The organism is Allokutzneria multivorans (genome assembly GCF_039537405.1).
GTDB classification, from domain to species: domain Bacteria; phylum Actinomycetota; class Actinomycetes; order Mycobacteriales; family Pseudonocardiaceae; genus Allokutzneria; species Allokutzneria multivorans.
The window spans coordinates 355,772-371,390 of sequence record NZ_BAABAL010000009.1 but is presented as its reverse complement, the minus strand read 5'-3'; the positions used below and the strand labels follow the sequence as shown (position 1 = coordinate 371,390).

The window sequence follows — 15,619 nt, the reverse complement described above, 5'->3', positions numbered from 1 at the left end:
CTCACTCGTCCTCCATCTGGAACAGCGCGATGGTGGCGTTGACGTGCACGGTGCCCTCGGTGCGCGGCGGGCGGGCGGCGTCGTGCAGCTGACCGGCCAGCTCCGCGACGGCCTCGCGAACCCGTTGCCACACCTCGGGATCGACCCACACCTCGGCGTCGGTGGTCAGCCCCTTGGCATCGAGCGCGCGGCTGCCCGCCCTGCGCCGCAGCTCCGCGCCCATGGTCGCGGCGAGCAGCACGTGGTCCTCGCGCCCCCTGGCCCGCACCTTGCCGCCGCTGTCGTGGTTGTGCCGGAAGCGCTTGGCCCGGCCGCCGCGGATCTCGACCTCCTCGGCGACCTCCAGCAGGCCCGCGTCGTGCAGCCTGCGCATGTGGTAGCTGATGTTGGCCTGGCTCTCGCCGAGTTCCCGCGCCGCCTCGGCCGCGCTCATCGCAGCGCCGGTGAGCAGCGACAGGATGCGCAGGCGCAGGGGGTGCGCGAGCACCCGCAACCCCTCCAGCTCGGTTTCCATGCCCCGAGTCTGACCCGGCGGGCACCCCACCGTCAAACGGTTCTTTGCCGGTTGACTCTCGGTGATCCAGCTCACTAGCATCGGTCACCACTGTTAGGAAACTAACTTAACTATTTACCGGTTTCCCGACACGCAGCACCAACCGCCGCCGCACGCCATCCGGAAGTCCCCTCGGTGATCCCTGCACCGACTTCCGTTCCGGGAGGAGAAGTGATGGGTCGGCACACGCTTCGCACGCTCGTCTCAGCGGCCGCTGTCTTCGCGGGCGCCCTGCTCGTACCGAGCGCATCAGCAGCTGAGGCTTCCGCTCTGCCCGCGGGCTCTTTCGCTGCGGCGAACGGCCAGCTCCGGGTCTGTGGAACGAAACTCTGCAACTCCAGCGGTCAGCAGATCCAGCTGCGCGGCATGAGCACGCACGGCATCCAGTGGTACAGCCAGTGCGTGAAGCCCGCCTCGCTGGACGCGCTCGCCAACGACTGGGGCGCTGACGTCCTGCGGATCTCCATGTACATCCAGGAGGGCGGCTACGAGACCAACCCGCGCAAGTTCACCGACATGGTGCACAACTACATCGAGGAGGCCACGCGGCGCGGCATGTACGCGCTGGTCGACTGGCACATGCTCACGCCGGGCGACCCCAACCACAACCTGGCGCGCGCCAAGACCTTCTTCACCGAGATCGCCGAGCGGCACAAGAACAAGACCAACATCCTCTACGAGATCGCCAACGAGCCCAACGGCGGCAGCGTCACGTGGTCGCGGGTGAAGAGCTACGCCGAGCAGCTGATCCCGGTGATCCGCGCCAAGGACAGCGACGCGGTCGTCCTCGTCGGCACCCCGGCGTGGTCCTCCTTCGGCGTCTCCTACGGCAAGAACGAGTCCGAGGTGGCGAACAACCCGCTGACACTCGGGAACCTCATGTACACCTTCCACTTCTACGCGGCCTCGCACGACGACACCTACCTGAACACCCTGTCGCGGGCGGCCGACAAGCTCCCGGTCTTCGTGACGGAGTTCGGCACGCAGAACTCCGCGGGCGAGGGCGCCAACGACTTCGGCCGGTCGCAGCGCTACCTCGACCTGATGGCGCAGAAGAAGATCAGCTGGATCAACTGGAACTTCTCCGACGACCACCGCTCGGGCGCGGTGTTCAAGGAGGGCACGTGCGCGGGCAACTCCTTCGCCGGGACCGGTGTGCTGAAGGAGGCCGGGCGGTGGATCAGGGACCGCGTTCGCGGCTGATCGACTGAACGGCTGAACCTCGCTGCTGGTGGGCACCTTCGGCGGGGCGCGAATGGACAGAGTGTGTGGTCAACTTGGCAAAGCTGTGACACTTTGCCACTCCCGCGCTCGGCCCCCGCCCCCGACGATGTGTGCCCACCAGCAGAAACGAGGAGTGACCGATGGCGCTGCCCTCCTCCACACCGCCCTCCTCCACACCCAGCGAAGCCGGTCAGATCGCGCAAGCCGACGGACGGGTGGAGCTCGCCGATCCGGCCTCGATCGAGCACAGCCCGTACTACAACGAGGAGCTGGCCCCGGTCCCGGTGGCCAAGCGCACCTGGACCACCTACAACTTCGCCGCGCTGTGGATCGGGATGGCGCACAACATCCCCAGCTACCTGTTGGCCTCCGGGCTGATCGCGCTGGGCATGAGCTGGGTGCAGGCCTTCGTCACCATCACGCTCGGGAACCTGCTGGTGCTCATCCCGATGTTGCTCAACAGCCACGCGGGCACCAAGTACGGCGTGCCGTTCCCGGTGTTCGCGCGCGCCTTCTACGGGGTGCGCGGGGCGAACTTCGCCGGGCTGCTGCGGGCTTTCATCGCCTGCGGGTGGTTCGGCATCCAGACCTGGATCGGCGGCGAGGCGATCTACGCGCTGGCCGGGAAGCTGCTCGGCTCGTGGTGGCGCGACGCCGACCGGGTGTTCGGCCAGCCGTGGACGCTGTGGGCGGCCTTCCTGTTCTTCTGGGCCGTGCAGATGGTGATCATCTGGCGGGGCATGGACACGTTGCGGCGCTTCGAGAACTGGGCAGCGCCGTTCGTGATCGTGGCCGCCGTCGCGCTGCTGGTGTGGGTGCTGATCGAGGCGGGCGGCGTCGGTCCGATCCTGGAGCAGCCCTCCAAGCTCGGCTGGGGCATCGAGTTCTGGAGCGTGTTCGCGCCCTCGCTGATGGGCATGATCGCCTTCTGGTCGACGCTGTCGCTGAACATGCCGGACTTCACCCGCTTCGGCGGCAGCCAGCGGCAGCAGGCGTGGGGCCAGGTGCTCGGCCTGCCCACCACGATGTCCTTCTTCGCGCTGCTGTCGATCTTCATCACGTCGGGCACGGCGGTGATCTACGGCGAGGCGATCTGGGACCCGATCAAGCTCACCGAGAAGTTCGACAACCCGCTTGTGGTGGCGCTGAGCCTGTTCACCGTGATGGTGGCGACCCTGTCGGTGAACGTGGCGGCCAACGTGGTCAGCCCGTCCTACGACTTCTCCAACGCCGCGCCCCGGCTGATCAGCTTCCGCGTCGGCGGGCTGATCACCGGCGTGCTCGGCATCGCCATCCAGCCGTGGCACCTCGTCGCCGACCCCAACATCTACATCTACGTGTGGCTCGGCTTCTACGGCGGCCTGCTCGGCTCCATCGCGGGCGTGCTCGCCGCCGGGTACTGGGTGCTGGGCAAGAAGACGTTGCACCTGCCCGATCTGTACGAGCGCGGCGGGCGGTACTGGTTCACCGGCGGCTGGAACATCAACGCGGTGTTCGCCACCGTCCTCGGCAGCGTCGCGGCCGTCGGTGGCGCGTACTCCGTGCCGGGCAAGGGCCCCTTCCCCGAGGACGGCCTGATCCCGTTCCTGAAGCCGCTCTACGACTACAGCTGGGCCGTCGGGCTCGTCGTCGCGCTCGGGGCCTACGTGCTGCTCAGCCTGCCGCAGCGGCGCCGGGAGGCTGCTCGCGCGGTGGACTGAGCCGCTGGCCCCGGTGGACGTGCCTGCGGCGCAACAACATCGATGCGCCGATCAGCACGACTCCGAAGAGCAGCAACGAGAACGACAACGCCACCACCGCGACGGCGATCGTCACCAGGGAGAGCGCGAACACCGTCACCGCCCACCAGCTGACGTCCCCCGCAGGACGCCGCGGACGGCCCTCGCTGAGCGCACGCGCGAAGCGGGGGTCCTCCTGGGCGAGGTGGCGTTCGATCTCCCGAAAGCGGGCCTGGTCGTCCTGGCTCAGCATGGCGGCTCCCGTGGCTGCGCGAGGCTGGTGGCTCCCCGGGTGCCCTGCCGTGCCGCCGGTCAAACTCAGCGCGCCTTCCAGAACCAGTCCGAGGCGCGGGCCAGGCGGAAGGCTTCCTTGCGCTGAGCGGGATCGAGCCGGTCCAGGTAGAGCAGCCCGTCCAGGTGGTCCGTCTCGTGCTGGAGGCAGCGCGCCAGCTCTCCGCGCCCGCTCACCACCACCGGCTCGTTGTTCACGTCCACCCCGCGCACCGTCGCGAAGGTCGCTCTGCGCGTCGGGAAGTTCATTCCCGGCACCGAAAGGCAGCCCTCCAGTCCGTCGTGGACCTTCTCCGACAGCTCCACGATCACCGGGTTCACCACGTACCCGTGCCTGCCGTCCACCAGGTAGCTGAACGCGCGCGCCCCCACCCCGATCTGCGGCGCCGCCAACCCCGCGCGCCCCGGCAGCGTCACCGACTCCATCAGATCGTCCACGAGCGACTTCAGCTTGGCGTCGAACACCGTCACCGGATCCGACGGCGACTTCAACACCGGATCACCGAAGTACCGCAACGGCCGGATCGCCATCTTTCCCCTCCCCCTCAGCACTTCCACCAAGCCTAGTCACCGTGCGATTCAGTAGGCTCGGGCGGTGGACTTCCTGGAAGTGGTTGCCGGGCGCTCGATCCAGCGACCGACGATCGAGCTTGAGGACCTCGTCGAGGACGGTGCGGGGCTGCGAGGCGAGTTCGACCTGTCCGAGGCACTCGTGCACGATCTCGACCAAACCGGTGCCGTCGGAGAAGGTTCGCTGACTGCCAGCACCGTGCGGCAGGTGAACCTCACCGACGCTCGGCTGGCCCCGCTCCACCTGTCCGATGTGCTCCTGACCGACGTCGACCTGTCCAACGCCGTCCTCAAACGCGTCGACGCACGGCGCGTGGAATTGGTGCGGTGCCGGGCGATCGGGCTGCGGTTGTCCGTTGAGCACGCGGCCGACCTGTTCTTCGACGGATGCCGCTTGGACTACGCCGACATCCACGTGGAGCGGGTGAAGGGCATCGCCGCGTTCCGGAGTTGTTCGTTCCGCGAAGCGCGGATCTCGGGCGATATCTCCAACATCGTGTTCGCCGACTGCGATTTCGCGGGAACGGAGTTCGACGTCTCCGGTGCTTCCCGGTGCGATCTGGGCACGTCGCGTCTGGAGGGTGCGCGAGGCCTGCACAACTTGCGAGGCGCGGAGATCACCCGCGCACAAGCCGTCTCGGTCGCGGTCGAACTGGCGACCGAGGCCGGGCTGTCCGTGCGGGACTAGGCACCTATCTCTTCTTTGCCCAGTTGTCCCAGCTGGGCTTGTTGTCCCAGGGTCTGCCGCCCGGCTTGTCGTCCCAAGTTGGACGGCTGTCCCAGTTCTGACTCGGCCGCTCGGGCGGAAGGAGCCCGGCGAGTGTTCGGAACTCTGCTTCGCATGACCGGACGCGCTCAGCGAGCGATGGTGCTGACATGTGCGAGCACTCCTTCCATCAGTGCCTTCTTGCTGTTGCGGCAGTAGTCCGTTTCTGTGGAGTCCATCCGTCCAGTTTCGAAGTAGCGGTTGGCCGCGGTACCGCCACCGCAGAAGTCGAAGTAGTCGCACGAGACGCGACAGCGACGAGCTCCACGCAAGAACTCAGCGACCCAAGGCGCACGAGAACCACGCCTGATGAGCTCATCCAGAGAAGTACGCAGAACGGAACCACAACTGAACTCACCCAAACGCGCAGAGCTGTAGCCGACCAGTTCGGGCGAGAACAGGGTGACCTCACCGTTCCACGCAACAGAGGGCAGAGGGTCCATAGTGGACGTTGCGAACTTCTGGCCGTTGAGAACACCTTGCGCGTAGGCCAGAGCACGCTGCGCCTCGCGCAAACGGACACGAGGTTGCCTGCTCCACTCCCCGAAGAGCTCCGCCCAGAATCCGACGACCTCGTCGGAGATGAAACTGTTCCGCCGGGTGTTCGCCCCCTCCCGCTCCTCGATGTTGACCCCGAGCCACGTGCACCCCAATTCGGAGACGAACGAGTAGAGGGATCGAGCGCGTCGCGGGGTCGGGTCCGACACGACCGCGATCGCTGAGACCTCGTGCCCGTCACCAACCAGCTGCCGGATACCACGGTGAATGCGCTCGTAGGCGTGGCGGCCAGCACGATCGACGCGGTCACCGTTGCTTCGCCTCGGCCCGTCGATGCTCACCCCCACCCGGACGCGGCGGTCCAAGAGGAACCGCGACCACTCGGGCGTGATGAGCGTTGAGTTGGTCTGGATGCTGTGGACCACGTCGAGGCCGTCGAACGCATCCATGAGCGAACTCAGGTAGTCACGTCCGAGAGTCAGCGGCTCACCGCCGTGCCAACAGATCTCGACGCGCCGTCGCGCCGTCCAATGAGCAACGGACGAAGCGACAGCCCGGGCGACCGCCGGAAGCATGTTGAGGGCTCTGTGCCGTGCGGGGAGGTAGCAGTAGGCACAGTCGAGATTGCACAAGGTCGTGGGCTGCATGACGACAACGGACGGTTGGACGAATCTGCTGTAGTCGATCGAAGCAGGCACCAGTTCAGTGAACACCTCACGGCGCGCCCGAACCGACACACTTCTTTCACAATCGACGGCTCGACAGGTTCAACTTCTGCGAAGATGCATAGGGGCTTCTGCTGCGGGAAGGCTGGAGTATGAGTCGCGAGACGACCACACCAGGACCGGGCCGGAATGTCGCTGTTCTCCGCAAAGAACGCAACATGAGTCAGGCCTCGCTCGCCCGCAAGGCAGGCGTGTCGCTCTCGCTGCTGACCAAGATCGAGACCGGCATCCGGACGCTGACCCAACCCGTGGCCGCAGATCTCGCCACGGCGATGGGCACGACCCTGGACCACATTCTCGGCAGCGCCCCTGTCGAACGCGACGACGCGAACGCTCTTGACGAGCTGCGCGCGACGATACGGCGGTTCGACCTGCCCAACGACAGTGTGATCACGCCGAAGGCGATTCGTGACGACCTGAGGGAACTCGTCAGGCTGCGCGGTAGCGCCGACCTCTCGGGAGTCTTGGCGAGACTTCCGAATCTGTTGGCGCGGTCCACCGATCACGCTCATTCATCGGGAACGCCCTCGGCATGGGGATTGGTGGCCGACGTCTACAGCAGCGTCTACTGGCTCGCCGCTCGGCATCGGTGGATGGATCTCGCCGACCTCGCCGTCGTCAAGCAACAGCTGGCCGCCGAGCGCGCCACCGCTGTGGCTGCCGCCGTAGCCTCGCGCGATGCGGCTGGTGCCTTTCTGAACTCAGGTGACTTCCAGAGCGGACTCGCCATCGTCGAACGATCGATCGTCCGCACCGAGGCATCCACAACTGGACGCGACCGTGCCTTCGCGCTGGGCATCCTGCACCTTCGAGGGTTGACACTGGCTGGAAGGCTCGGCGACACGGCCGAAGCGGCACGGCACCGGGCGGCCGCATGGCGACTGGCTCAGGAGTTTCCGCAGGACGTGGACGAGCACGGCCTCCACTTCGGCCCGGAGAACACGGCCACCCACGACGTCGCGACATTCGTCGATCTTGAGAGGCATCGCGACGCACTACGCATCGCGAGCGACTTGAGCAAGCAGCGGCTCGTCGTGCCAGCGACTCGGATCGCGCCCTTGCACTTGAACGTCTCACGAGCGCGGCTCGCCATGAGGGATCGTGACGGAGCGCTCGAATCACTCAGGCAGGCATGGGACGCGGCGCCTCAAATGGCAAAGGTGCATCCCACCAGCCAGGAGCTGCTACGGGTCCTGATTTCGCTCCACAGGCGGAGCAATCCGACTCTGACGAGTTTGGCGAAGAGAGCCCGGCTGGCTGTCTAGGGCCTGTCCTGTAAGTGGTTGAGCTGCGTATTCCGGTCACGGTGCCGCTGGGGGTTGGGGTGTCTTCAAGACCACCAAACCCCTCTGTTGATCATCGTTAACCGCCGCAAACCCAGCAGCCTCGCGAGGTTTGCCGTCGTTGAAGACCGCTGGGGCGGGGGTTTGTAGGTCTTGAAGACCGCCGAACCCGGCGACTTGCGGGACAGGCCCTAGAACCCGATAACGCCTCGGGCGTGGCGAAAGCCTGTCAGGATGTCGCGTCGTGGACCTCTTGTTCTTCCGCCGGGCGACCGGCGTGGCGATGGTCGGGCTGACGCTGGCGTTCCTCACGGCCATGGTCATCGGCGCCGTCCGCGACGGCGAGGCGCCCAGCGACGCGGCGCTGGTCCTCGCGGGCGCGGTCATCCTGCTCGGCATGATCTTCGCGGCGATGCGCACGATGCGCTACCACCAGGTGCGCAAGGACCTCCCGACCAACGGGCCGTTCGTGGCGCTCGTGCTGGTGCTGTTCGCCGGGTTCATCGGTGGCATCGGTCTGGCGCAGACGGTGGTCGCCGCCAAGCCGACGATCGCGGTCGACGCGGTCTACGCCGGGTGCACCACCAAGGGGCGCACCACGACGTGCGACGGCAAGTACACGGTGAACGGGGTCGAGTACCGGGGCAGGATGCCCGGCCGCGCGGACTCCGGCACGCCGGTCAGGGTCGAGGTGCTGGCCTCGGACCCGGAGAAGGTGGCCACGAAGAGCTGGATGGACATCCTGTTCTTCCGGGGCGGCGGGATCGTCCTCGCGCTGCTGGCGATCGGCGCGATCGTGCGGTGGCTGCGCATCGCGCGCGGGGTCACCGCAGAGATCACGCGATCTCGTGCGTGACCGGGATGTTGCCCCTGGTGGCGTTGGAGTACGGGCACACCTGGTCGGCCGCGTCGACGAGCTGAGCGGCGACGGCGCGGTCCAGGCCGGGCAGCGTCACGACGAGGTGCACGCGCAGCCCGTAGCCCACGCCCTCGGCCAGCGGCCCGATGCCCACCTCGGCCGCCACGGTTGAGGCGGCTACGTCCTGCTTCGCCTTGCGCGCCACCAACTTCAGCGCACTGTGGAAGCACGCGGCGAACCCGGCCGCGAACAGCTGCTCCGGGTTGGTGCCGTTGCCCGAACCACCCAGCTCCGCGGGCGGCGCGAGCGCGACGTCCAGCCGCCCGTCCCCGCTGACCGACTTGCCCTCACGCCCGCCGTCCACCGTCGCGCGCGCCGTGTACAAAACCTTGCTCACACCCACAGATCTCTCCTCCTCGTAAGCGCTCAATGACTCATTCAGGTACCTCAACGGACCAAACGCGGCATTCGCGTGCGTGGACGCGGGGCTAGCGGCGCGGGTCGAGCACGAGCTTGCCGACGGTGCGGCGCGAGCGGATGTCGTTGTGCGCCTTGGCCACATCGGACATCGGGTAGTCGCCGCCGACGATCGCGGTGAGCTGCCCCTTCTCCGCGAGCGCGAACAGCTCGGCCAGCGGCTCGCCGATCATGCCGGGCACGCCGAAGCAGTCGGCCAGCCAGAACCCGACGACGGACTTCGAGCCCCGCATCAGCGCGGCGGGGACGACCGGCGTCGCGGCCTCCCGCGAAGCGGCGCCGTAGGTGATGACGCGACCGAAACGGCCGAGCGCGGCAAGGGAAGCGTCGAAAGTGGGACCGCCGACCATTTCCAGCACGATGTCGACGCGCTTGCCGCCGTTGGCCTCGACGAGCCGCTCCTTCAAGCCCTCGGGAGCCCCGTCGACCGCGACGTCGGCGCCCAGCTCCAGAGCCTTGGCGCGCTTCTCCTCGGTGGAGGCGGTGGCGATGACGCGCCCGGCACCCCACTGCTTGGCGAGCTGCACCGCGAGGGATCCGACTCCCCCGGCGGCGGCGTGCACGACGACGGTCTCACCCTCGATCATCCGCGCGGAGGTCCGCAGCAGGTGCCACGCGGTCGTGCCCTGCAACACCAGCGCGAGCGCGGCGCCGTCGCTGACGCCCTCGGGCACGTCGAAGGTGCTGTGCGTCGCGGCGGCGGCCTTCTCGGCGTAGCCGCCGCCGTTGAGCAGCGCGACGACGCGACGGCCGTCCTCGGTGTGCCCGACGACCTCACCGCCCGGGACCAGCGGCAGCGAGGCGGGGGCCAGGTAGGAGTTCTCGACCTGGTGGGTGTCGGCGTAGTTGATGCCGGCGCGGTCCACGGTGATCAGCACCTGCCCGGGCCCGGCGACGGGATCGGGCAGCGAGGCCATGGTCAGCACCTCGGGCCCGCCGAACTCGGTGATCTGCACTGCACGCATCGGGAGTCCCTCTCCAAACAACGACTGTACGGCGTACAGTACACCGTACAGTAGCGCCGCCGAGCTGGAGAAGTGATGTCCGACAAGCGCACGAGGGCCCCGCGCAACACGCTCAACCCGGAGCTGATCGTCACCACGGCACTGGGCCTGATGAAGACCGAGGGCGTGGAGGCGTTCAGTCTGCGCGCGCTCGCGAAGGAGCTGGGCGTCGGCCCGATGGCGCTCTACACGTACTTCCGCAACAAGGACGAGCTGATCGACGCCGTCCGCGACCACCTGTTCAGCACGCGCAAGCTCTCCTCCGCCCAAGGCCCGTGGCAACAGCAACTCCGTTCTGTCGCAACGGGTCTGCGCGAGCTGCTGCTGGAGCACCCGTGCCTGCTGCGCATCCTCGCGAGCAGGCCGCTCAAGGGCCCGGAGACCGCCGCCGCAACGGAAACCGTCGTGCGCGCGCTACGAGAGGCGGGCTTCAGCAAGGAGAACGCGGCGCGGGCGCACACCTCGCTGTTCACCTTCGTGCTCGGCGCCGCCCTGTGGGAATCCCAGATGAACGCGGAGAAACAGGACCCCGAAGGGCGGCGCCGTCTGCGCGCGACCATGGCAGCGGTGTCCGAAGTGGACTATCCGACGGTCGTCGACCTCGCCGGGGAGCTGGCCGCGACCAGCGGCGGCGACGCCCAGTTCGAGTTCGGGCTGACCGCGCTCATCATGGGCCTGGAGCCGTTCACGACTCCTCGGCGATCTTCTTGATCACCGCGAGCCTGCGGTCCCACTCGGACGCGACGTGGTCCATCCACCGCGCGGTCGCCCCGAGCGCTTCCGGCCGGACGGCGTAGCGCACCTCGCGACCGTGCCGCCGCCCGGCCACCAACGCGGCTTTCTCCAGCACGGCAAGGTGTTTCACCACCGCCTGCCGGGTGACGGGGAGCTCGGCGGCGAGCACGGTCGCCGAGCACTCCCCCTTCTCGGCGAGCAGGTCGAGCAACCGCCTGCGCATCGGATCGGCAAGCGCCGCAAGAACCTCGTCGACCGTCATGCCGCCTCCGCTGGGAAGATCACGTCACCGGAAATCATGCCGCCTCCGCTGAGAAGATCACGTCGCCGGAAGTCATGCCTCCACGTACACCTTCAGCTCGTCCAGCTCGGACTGCCAGCCGCCGACGTTGTCCGCGTGCTTGGCGGCGCGCACCTCCGGCGCGAAGGCGAGCGCGTCGAAACCGTTCTCCACCAAGCGAAGCCGGGTTCCGGAGCCTTCGGGCGCGAGCGTGTACTCGACCCGGGTGGCGTTGCCGTCGGTGACCTCCACGCCCGATTCGGTGGTCCACCGGTAGACCAGCCGCGACGTGGGCTCGACCTCGTCGATCACGGCGTTGAAGCGCCCGTGCTCGGACCAGCCGAAGACCAGTCGCCCCCCGGGCTTCAGGTCGATCTCGGCGAAGTCCCCCAACCACTTCACGATCTGGTCGGACTCGGTGATCGCGGCCCACACCCTCTCGACCGGCGCGTCGATGACGAGTTCCCGCTCGATGCGGTCAGTGCTGCTCATGGCGTTCTCCCTCTCGGTTGGTGCAACCCAAGAGTTGCACATCGTTCCGCGAGGCGCAACCGACGAGTTGCACTAGGAGCGCGACGGCGATGATCAGGTAGGCGTTGCCGACCAGGTGCTGCCACCACAGGAAGTTCCCGTGCGGCGACATCAACCGGTGCGGCTCGGCGAAGAACACGGCCACCACGGCGAGCCACACCCACCTCCGCGCGAGCACCAGCCCGATCAGCGCGGGCACCACCCACACCCAGTGCGTCGTCCACGACACCGGCGAAGCCAGCAGCCCGGCCACCGCGACCACGGTCAACGCCACAAGATCCTCGCCACGGCGCCGCAACCTCGCCGCGACGAACCACGCCACCGCGACGATCACCACAACGCCGACTGTCCACAGTGGAATGATCGTGGAGTCCGGCAGCCCGCTGCGCGCGAGAAGCCCGCGCAGCGACTGGTTGTCCCGCGACCACGAGGCCCCGATGCGGTCCGTGCTGGCGAGGACGCCGAACCAGTAGGCCATGGAGTCCTTGGGGGCCAACAGGAAACCCAACGCGGTGGCCCCGAGGAAGCCCAGGACCACGTTGCCGACCGGCCGCCACTGCCGCGACACCACGAAGTACAGCCCGAAAGCCGCCGGGGTGAGCTTGATCGCCGCGACGATGCCGATCAGCAGCCCGCGCGGCCACGGCGTCCTCGGCAGCAGGCAGTCCGCGACGACGGCGACCATCAGCAGCACGTTGATCTGACCGAGCCACAGCGACGACCGCACGGGCTCGACCAGCACGCAGAGCAGCGTGAAGACCAGGCCCAGCAACCAGTTCCTGCCGAGGTGGCGCACGACGAGCACACAGGTCCCGGCCAGTGCGAGCACGGTCAGCAGCGTCAGCACCACTACCGCACCGGTCATCGGCAGCAGCGCGAGCGGAGCGAAGAGCACGGCGGCGAACGGCGGGTAGGTGAACGGCAGCCCCGTGTCGCTGGGCAGGTAGGGAAAACCGTCGCCGTACAGCGGCAGGCCGTTGAGCCAGGCGTGCCCGCCTGCCCGGTAGACCTGGAGGTCGATCAGCGTCGACCCCCAGGTGAACAGCGCCGCTAGCACGGTCGCCGCCGCGAGGGCAAGCAGAGCGTTCCGAGTGTGCACCACGGGTGCCTTCATACAGAGCCCGCGAGTTAGCGTTGCGATCGACACTCGCTACGGGGGAGAAGCAGCCATGCACGTGCTACTCGCGACCGCCGGTTCCAGGGGAGACGTCTCCCCCTACACGGGCCTCGGCGTGCGCCTGATCGCAGAAGGTCACAAGGTCACCATCGCCACGCACGCCCCCTTCGAGGAGATGGTGCGCGCGTGCGGGCTCGATTTCCGCGCGCTGCCGGGCGACCCCCGCGAGGCGTTGAAGTCCGAGGACGGCCAGAAGTGGTCGCAGGCCAAGTCCTCCGCGATCGGCATGTTCAGGCAGATGAAGGTGCTGAAGAAGGAGATGGTTCGCGCGGCAGGGGCGCTCGCCGACGTCGCCGAGGAGGAGGGCCCGGACGTGCTGCTCGCGGCACCGATGGTCTCCACGATCGCGTACTCGGTCGCCAAGGGCCTGCGCGTGCCGAGCGCCGGGGTGTTCCTCTCCCCCTCCTACCCCACGCGCGAGTTCGCGCCCATCCTGAGCAAGGGCGGCTCGTTCGGCCCGCTCGGCAACGTCCTCGCGGCGAACGCCATGGTGCGCATGGTCGGCTCCGCCTACGCTCCCGCCTCGGCCGTGGTGCGCGAGCGCTACGGGCTGCCCAAGCTCTCCGTCGGTCAGGCTCTGCGCGAGCAGAACACCGAGAAGTGGCCGGTGTTCAACGGCTACAGCAGGCACGTGATCCCGCGCCCGGCCGATTGGCGCGAGGGCATGGAGGTCTGCGGCTACTGGTGGCCGCACGTCGCGCCCGGCTGGCAGCCGCCCGCCGAGCTGGTCGAGTTCCTCGAAGCGGGCCCGCCGCCGGTGTTCGTCGGTTTCGGCAGCATGGTTCCCGGGGACGGCGAGCACCTCGGGCGCCTCGCCGCGACCGCGCTGCGGCAGGCCGGGGTGCGCGGGGTCGTCCAGGCGGGCTGGGCCGACATGAGCTCCCTCCAGGACGAGAACCTGATCACCATCGGCGATGTGCCGCACGAATGGCTGTTCCCGAGGATGGCCGCGGTCGTGCACCACGCGGGCGCGGGCACCTCGGCGGCGGCGCTGCGCGCGGGCGTGCCGGCGATCCCCGTTCCGGTGCTGGCCGACCAGCCCTTCTGGTCCGGCACGCTGGCCAGGCTCGGCGTCGCGACGCCGCCTGTGCCGATGAGCACGATCACCGCTGACCGGCTCGGCGCCGCTGTCCACGCGGCCGTGACCGACCCGCGCTTCCGCGAGCGCGCCACCGCGCTGTCCGCGCTGATCAACGCTGAGGACGGGGCGGCTCCGGTGGTGGAGTTCCTGAAGCGCCTGTAGCCCGGGTATCCGCCGGGTATGGGCGCGGTACAGCGTTTTTAGCGCCCGGTCAGCGGCGGGCGGCATCCTGGTTCCAGGACGGGGGTGCCACATGGAGTTCCGGGTCCTCGGAGAGTTGGAAGCCAGGGGTGCGCACGGTCGCGTTCCGGTCAACGGGAAGCGGCAGCGCGCGCTCCTGGCCGTCCTGCTGCTGCGCTCCGGGCAGGTCGTCGGGGTGGACGAGCTGGCCGCGCTGGCCTGGCCCGACCGCCCGCACGACGCCGCGCGCAAGCAGGTGAAGATCGCCGTTTCCGCGCTGCGCAAGGCTTTCGGTGATCCCGGTGTGATACTCACGCGCTCCCCCGGCTACGTCATCGAGACCAGCGGCCACCGCCTGGACCTGCGCTGGTGCGAGGCGCTCGTCCGCGCGGCGCGCACCGCGACGGCTCCCGAGGAGAAGGCTCGCTACCTGCGCGAGGCGCTGGAGGAGTTCCGCGGTCCGGTGCTGCCCGGCATCGACCTCGACACCGAGGTGCTGGAAGAGCTGCGCGCGGAGATCATCGAGGGGCTGCGCCGCGCCGAACAGGGTGAGGTCCGCCCCGCGCAGTTGCCCGCTGACATCGCCGAGCTCTCCGGCCGCTTCGCCGAGACCGATCGGCTGTGCGCGAGCTTGGAAGGCTCGCCTTCCGGCTACGCTCCCGCGCTCGCCGTGATCACCGGCGCGCCCGGCACCGGCAAGTCGGCGCTCGCCGTGCGCGTCGGCCACCGGCTCCGCTCCGAGTTTCCCGACGGCCAGCTCTACGCGGACTTCCGGTCGGGCAAGAACGATCCCCTGTCCACATTGGACGTCATGGCCGGTTTCCTGCGCGCGCTCGGCGCTTCTCAGGTTCCCGACGGCTCTGACGAGCGCGCCGCGCTCTACCGCAGTGTTCTGGCCGAGCGCCGCGTGCTGGTCGTGCTGGACAACGTCGCCGATGAGGAGCAGGTGGCTCCGCTGCTGCCCGGCTGCGGCGGCTGCGCCGTGCTCGCCACCTCGCGCAGGCGCCTGACCGGCCTCGCGGGCGCACACCGCGTGGAGTTGAGCGGCTTGAGCTCGCACGAGTCCCTGACCCTGCTCGACGCGCTCGTCGGCGAGGGCCGGGTGGCCGCCGAGCAGCTCGCCGCGCGGCGCATCGCGTTCCTGTGCGAGGGTCTTCCGCTGGCCCTGCGCATCGTCGGCGCCAAGCTCGCCGACCATCCACAGTGGACTTTGCAGCGGATGGCCGATCGCCTCGCCGTCGACGCGCACCGCCTGGCCGAGTTGCGGCACGGCGGCCTGGATCTGCGGGAGGCGCTGGAGGGAAGCGTGCGGGCGCTCGGCCCGCACGCGGGCCGGTTGTTCCGGCGACTGGGGCTGCTGGGGTTCTCCGAGATCACTCCGACGGTCGCTGGGGCGCTCGCCGGAGTGAGCTCGGAGAGGGCGGCTCGGCTGCTGGAGAGCCTCGCCGCGTCCCGGGTGCTGCTCGCCGGTGACGGGGACCGCTATCGGCTGCCGGATCTGTTCCGGCTCCTCGCCAGGGAGCACTGCGCACCCGAGGGGGAGGGCGGGCCGGCCCAAGTCGGGCTGGGGGTCCTGACTTGAGCCGACCGCCCCGCATGCCGGCGACCAGGGCGCACAGATCACCGGCGGGAATGAAGTTCTGGTGATTTCGATTTAGCCAGGAGCG

The 15,619-nt window shown here is 68.7% G+C and carries 18 protein-coding genes; 8 read left to right on the top strand and 10 right to left on the bottom strand.

What is annotated here, in order from left to right:
* Position 1: 1 nt before the first annotated feature.
* Positions 2–514: a helix-turn-helix domain-containing protein gene (locus ABD798_RS16715; RefSeq protein ID WP_344875691.1), complete on the bottom strand. Its 513-nt coding sequence runs from the start codon at positions 512–514 to the stop codon at positions 2–4.
* Positions 515–727: 213 nt separating this feature from the next.
* Between ABD798_RS16715 and ABD798_RS16710 the strand changes: the two genes are divergently transcribed.
* A complete protein-coding gene (locus tag ABD798_RS16710) occupies positions 728–1,756 on the top strand; it encodes a glycoside hydrolase family 5 protein (RefSeq protein WP_344875689.1) in 1,029 nt (342 codons plus the stop codon).
* 161 nt (positions 1,757–1,917) lie between these two features.
* Entirely contained in the window at positions 1,918–3,477 is a 1,560-nt protein-coding gene (locus ABD798_RS16705) for an NCS1 family nucleobase:cation symporter-1 (protein ID WP_344875687.1), read from the top strand.
* On the opposite strand, the gene ABD798_RS16700 is transcribed toward ABD798_RS16705, so the two are convergent.
* Positions 3,431–3,748: a DUF3040 domain-containing protein gene (locus ABD798_RS16700; protein ID WP_344875685.1), complete on the bottom strand. Its 318-nt coding sequence runs from the start codon at positions 3,746–3,748 to the stop codon at positions 3,431–3,433. The genes ABD798_RS16705 and ABD798_RS16700 overlap by 47 nt on opposite strands.
* Positions 3,749–3,813: 65 nt before the next feature.
* Positions 3,814–4,317, bottom strand: a complete 504-nt coding sequence (locus ABD798_RS16695) for a peptide deformylase (RefSeq protein ID WP_344875683.1) — start codon at positions 4,315–4,317, stop codon at positions 3,814–3,816.
* A 64-nt stretch (positions 4,318–4,381) separates the two neighbouring features.
* Here ABD798_RS16695 and ABD798_RS16690 point away from each other — a divergent pair, with 64 nt between their 5' ends.
* Entirely contained in the window at positions 4,382–5,044 is a 663-nt protein-coding gene (locus tag ABD798_RS16690; RefSeq protein ID WP_344875681.1) for a pentapeptide repeat-containing protein, read from the top strand.
* Between the two features lie 4 nt (positions 5,045–5,048).
* Here the strand turns inward: ABD798_RS16690 and amcA are convergent, their stop codons facing one another.
* Both amcA and amcB read right to left on the bottom strand, forming a co-directional pair.
* Positions 5,049–5,234, bottom strand: coding sequence for a multiple cyclophane-containing RiPP AmcA (gene amcA / locus ABD798_RS37215; RefSeq protein WP_425549228.1), 186 nt, complete (start codon positions 5,232–5,234; stop codon positions 5,049–5,051).
* On the bottom strand, positions 5,212–6,318 hold the full coding sequence (amcB, locus tag ABD798_RS16685; protein WP_344875679.1) for a cyclophane-forming radical SAM peptide maturase AmcB: 1,107 nt from the start codon (positions 6,316–6,318) through the stop codon (positions 5,212–5,214). Before amcB ends, amcA begins: the two co-directional genes overlap by 23 nt.
* A gap of 119 nt (positions 6,319–6,437) precedes the next feature.
* On the opposite strand from amcB, the gene ABD798_RS16680 reads away from it, so the two are divergent.
* Both ABD798_RS16680 and ABD798_RS16675 read left to right on the top strand, forming a co-directional pair.
* On the top strand, positions 6,438–7,610 hold the full coding sequence (locus ABD798_RS16680) for a helix-turn-helix domain-containing protein (RefSeq protein WP_344875677.1): 1,173 nt from the start codon (positions 6,438–6,440) through the stop codon (positions 7,608–7,610).
* Positions 7,611–7,872: 262 nt separating this feature from the next.
* Complete coding sequence (locus ABD798_RS16675) at positions 7,873–8,484, top strand: hypothetical protein (protein ID WP_344875675.1); 612 nt, start codon at positions 7,873–7,875, stop codon at positions 8,482–8,484.
* On the opposite strand, the gene ABD798_RS16670 is transcribed toward ABD798_RS16675, so the two are convergent.
* Together ABD798_RS16670 and ABD798_RS16665 are read right to left on the bottom strand one after the other, a co-directional pair.
* Positions 8,465–8,884, bottom strand: a complete 420-nt coding sequence (locus ABD798_RS16670) for an organic hydroperoxide resistance protein (protein WP_425549227.1) — start codon at positions 8,882–8,884, stop codon at positions 8,465–8,467. The genes ABD798_RS16675 and ABD798_RS16670 overlap by 20 nt on opposite strands.
* Before the next feature lie 91 nt (positions 8,885–8,975).
* Positions 8,976–9,929 carry a quinone oxidoreductase family protein gene (locus tag ABD798_RS16665; RefSeq protein ID WP_344875671.1) on the bottom strand — a complete coding sequence of 318 codons (954 nt, stop codon included), beginning with the start codon at positions 9,927–9,929 and terminating at the stop codon, positions 8,976–8,978.
* A 75-nt stretch (positions 9,930–10,004) separates the two neighbouring features.
* Between ABD798_RS16665 and ABD798_RS16660 the strand changes: the two genes are divergently transcribed.
* Positions 10,005–10,679, top strand: a complete 675-nt coding sequence (locus ABD798_RS16660; RefSeq protein ID WP_344875669.1) for a TetR/AcrR family transcriptional regulator C-terminal domain-containing protein — start codon at positions 10,005–10,007, stop codon at positions 10,677–10,679.
* Here the strand turns inward: ABD798_RS16660 and ABD798_RS16655 are convergent.
* The 3 genes from ABD798_RS16655 to ABD798_RS16645 form a co-directional block, all read right to left on the bottom strand.
* Positions 10,654–10,965 carry an ArsR/SmtB family transcription factor gene (locus ABD798_RS16655; RefSeq protein WP_344875667.1) on the bottom strand — a complete coding sequence of 104 codons (312 nt, stop codon included), beginning with the start codon at positions 10,963–10,965 and terminating at the stop codon, positions 10,654–10,656. The two genes, ABD798_RS16660 and ABD798_RS16655, sit on opposite strands and share 26 nt — an antisense overlap.
* Before the next feature lie 72 nt (positions 10,966–11,037).
* Positions 11,038–11,475 carry an SRPBCC family protein gene (locus tag ABD798_RS16650; protein WP_344875666.1) on the bottom strand — a complete coding sequence of 146 codons (438 nt, stop codon included), beginning with the start codon at positions 11,473–11,475 and terminating at the stop codon, positions 11,038–11,040.
* On the bottom strand, positions 11,462–12,616 hold the full coding sequence (locus ABD798_RS16645; protein ID WP_344875664.1) for a glycosyltransferase 87 family protein: 1,155 nt from the start codon (positions 12,614–12,616) through the stop codon (positions 11,462–11,464). Before ABD798_RS16645 ends, ABD798_RS16650 begins: the two co-directional genes overlap by 14 nt.
* Positions 12,617–12,683: 67 nt before the next feature.
* On the opposite strand from ABD798_RS16645, the gene ABD798_RS16640 reads away from it, so the two are divergent.
* Both ABD798_RS16640 and ABD798_RS16635 read left to right on the top strand, forming a co-directional pair.
* Positions 12,684–13,934: a glycosyltransferase gene (locus ABD798_RS16640; RefSeq protein WP_344875662.1), complete on the top strand. Its 1,251-nt coding sequence runs from the start codon at positions 12,684–12,686 to the stop codon at positions 13,932–13,934.
* A 91-nt stretch (positions 13,935–14,025) separates the two neighbouring features.
* Positions 14,026–15,534: an AAA family ATPase gene (locus ABD798_RS16635; RefSeq protein WP_344875660.1), complete on the top strand. Its 1,509-nt coding sequence runs from the start codon at positions 14,026–14,028 to the stop codon at positions 15,532–15,534.
* Positions 15,535–15,619: the final 85 nt, after the last annotated feature.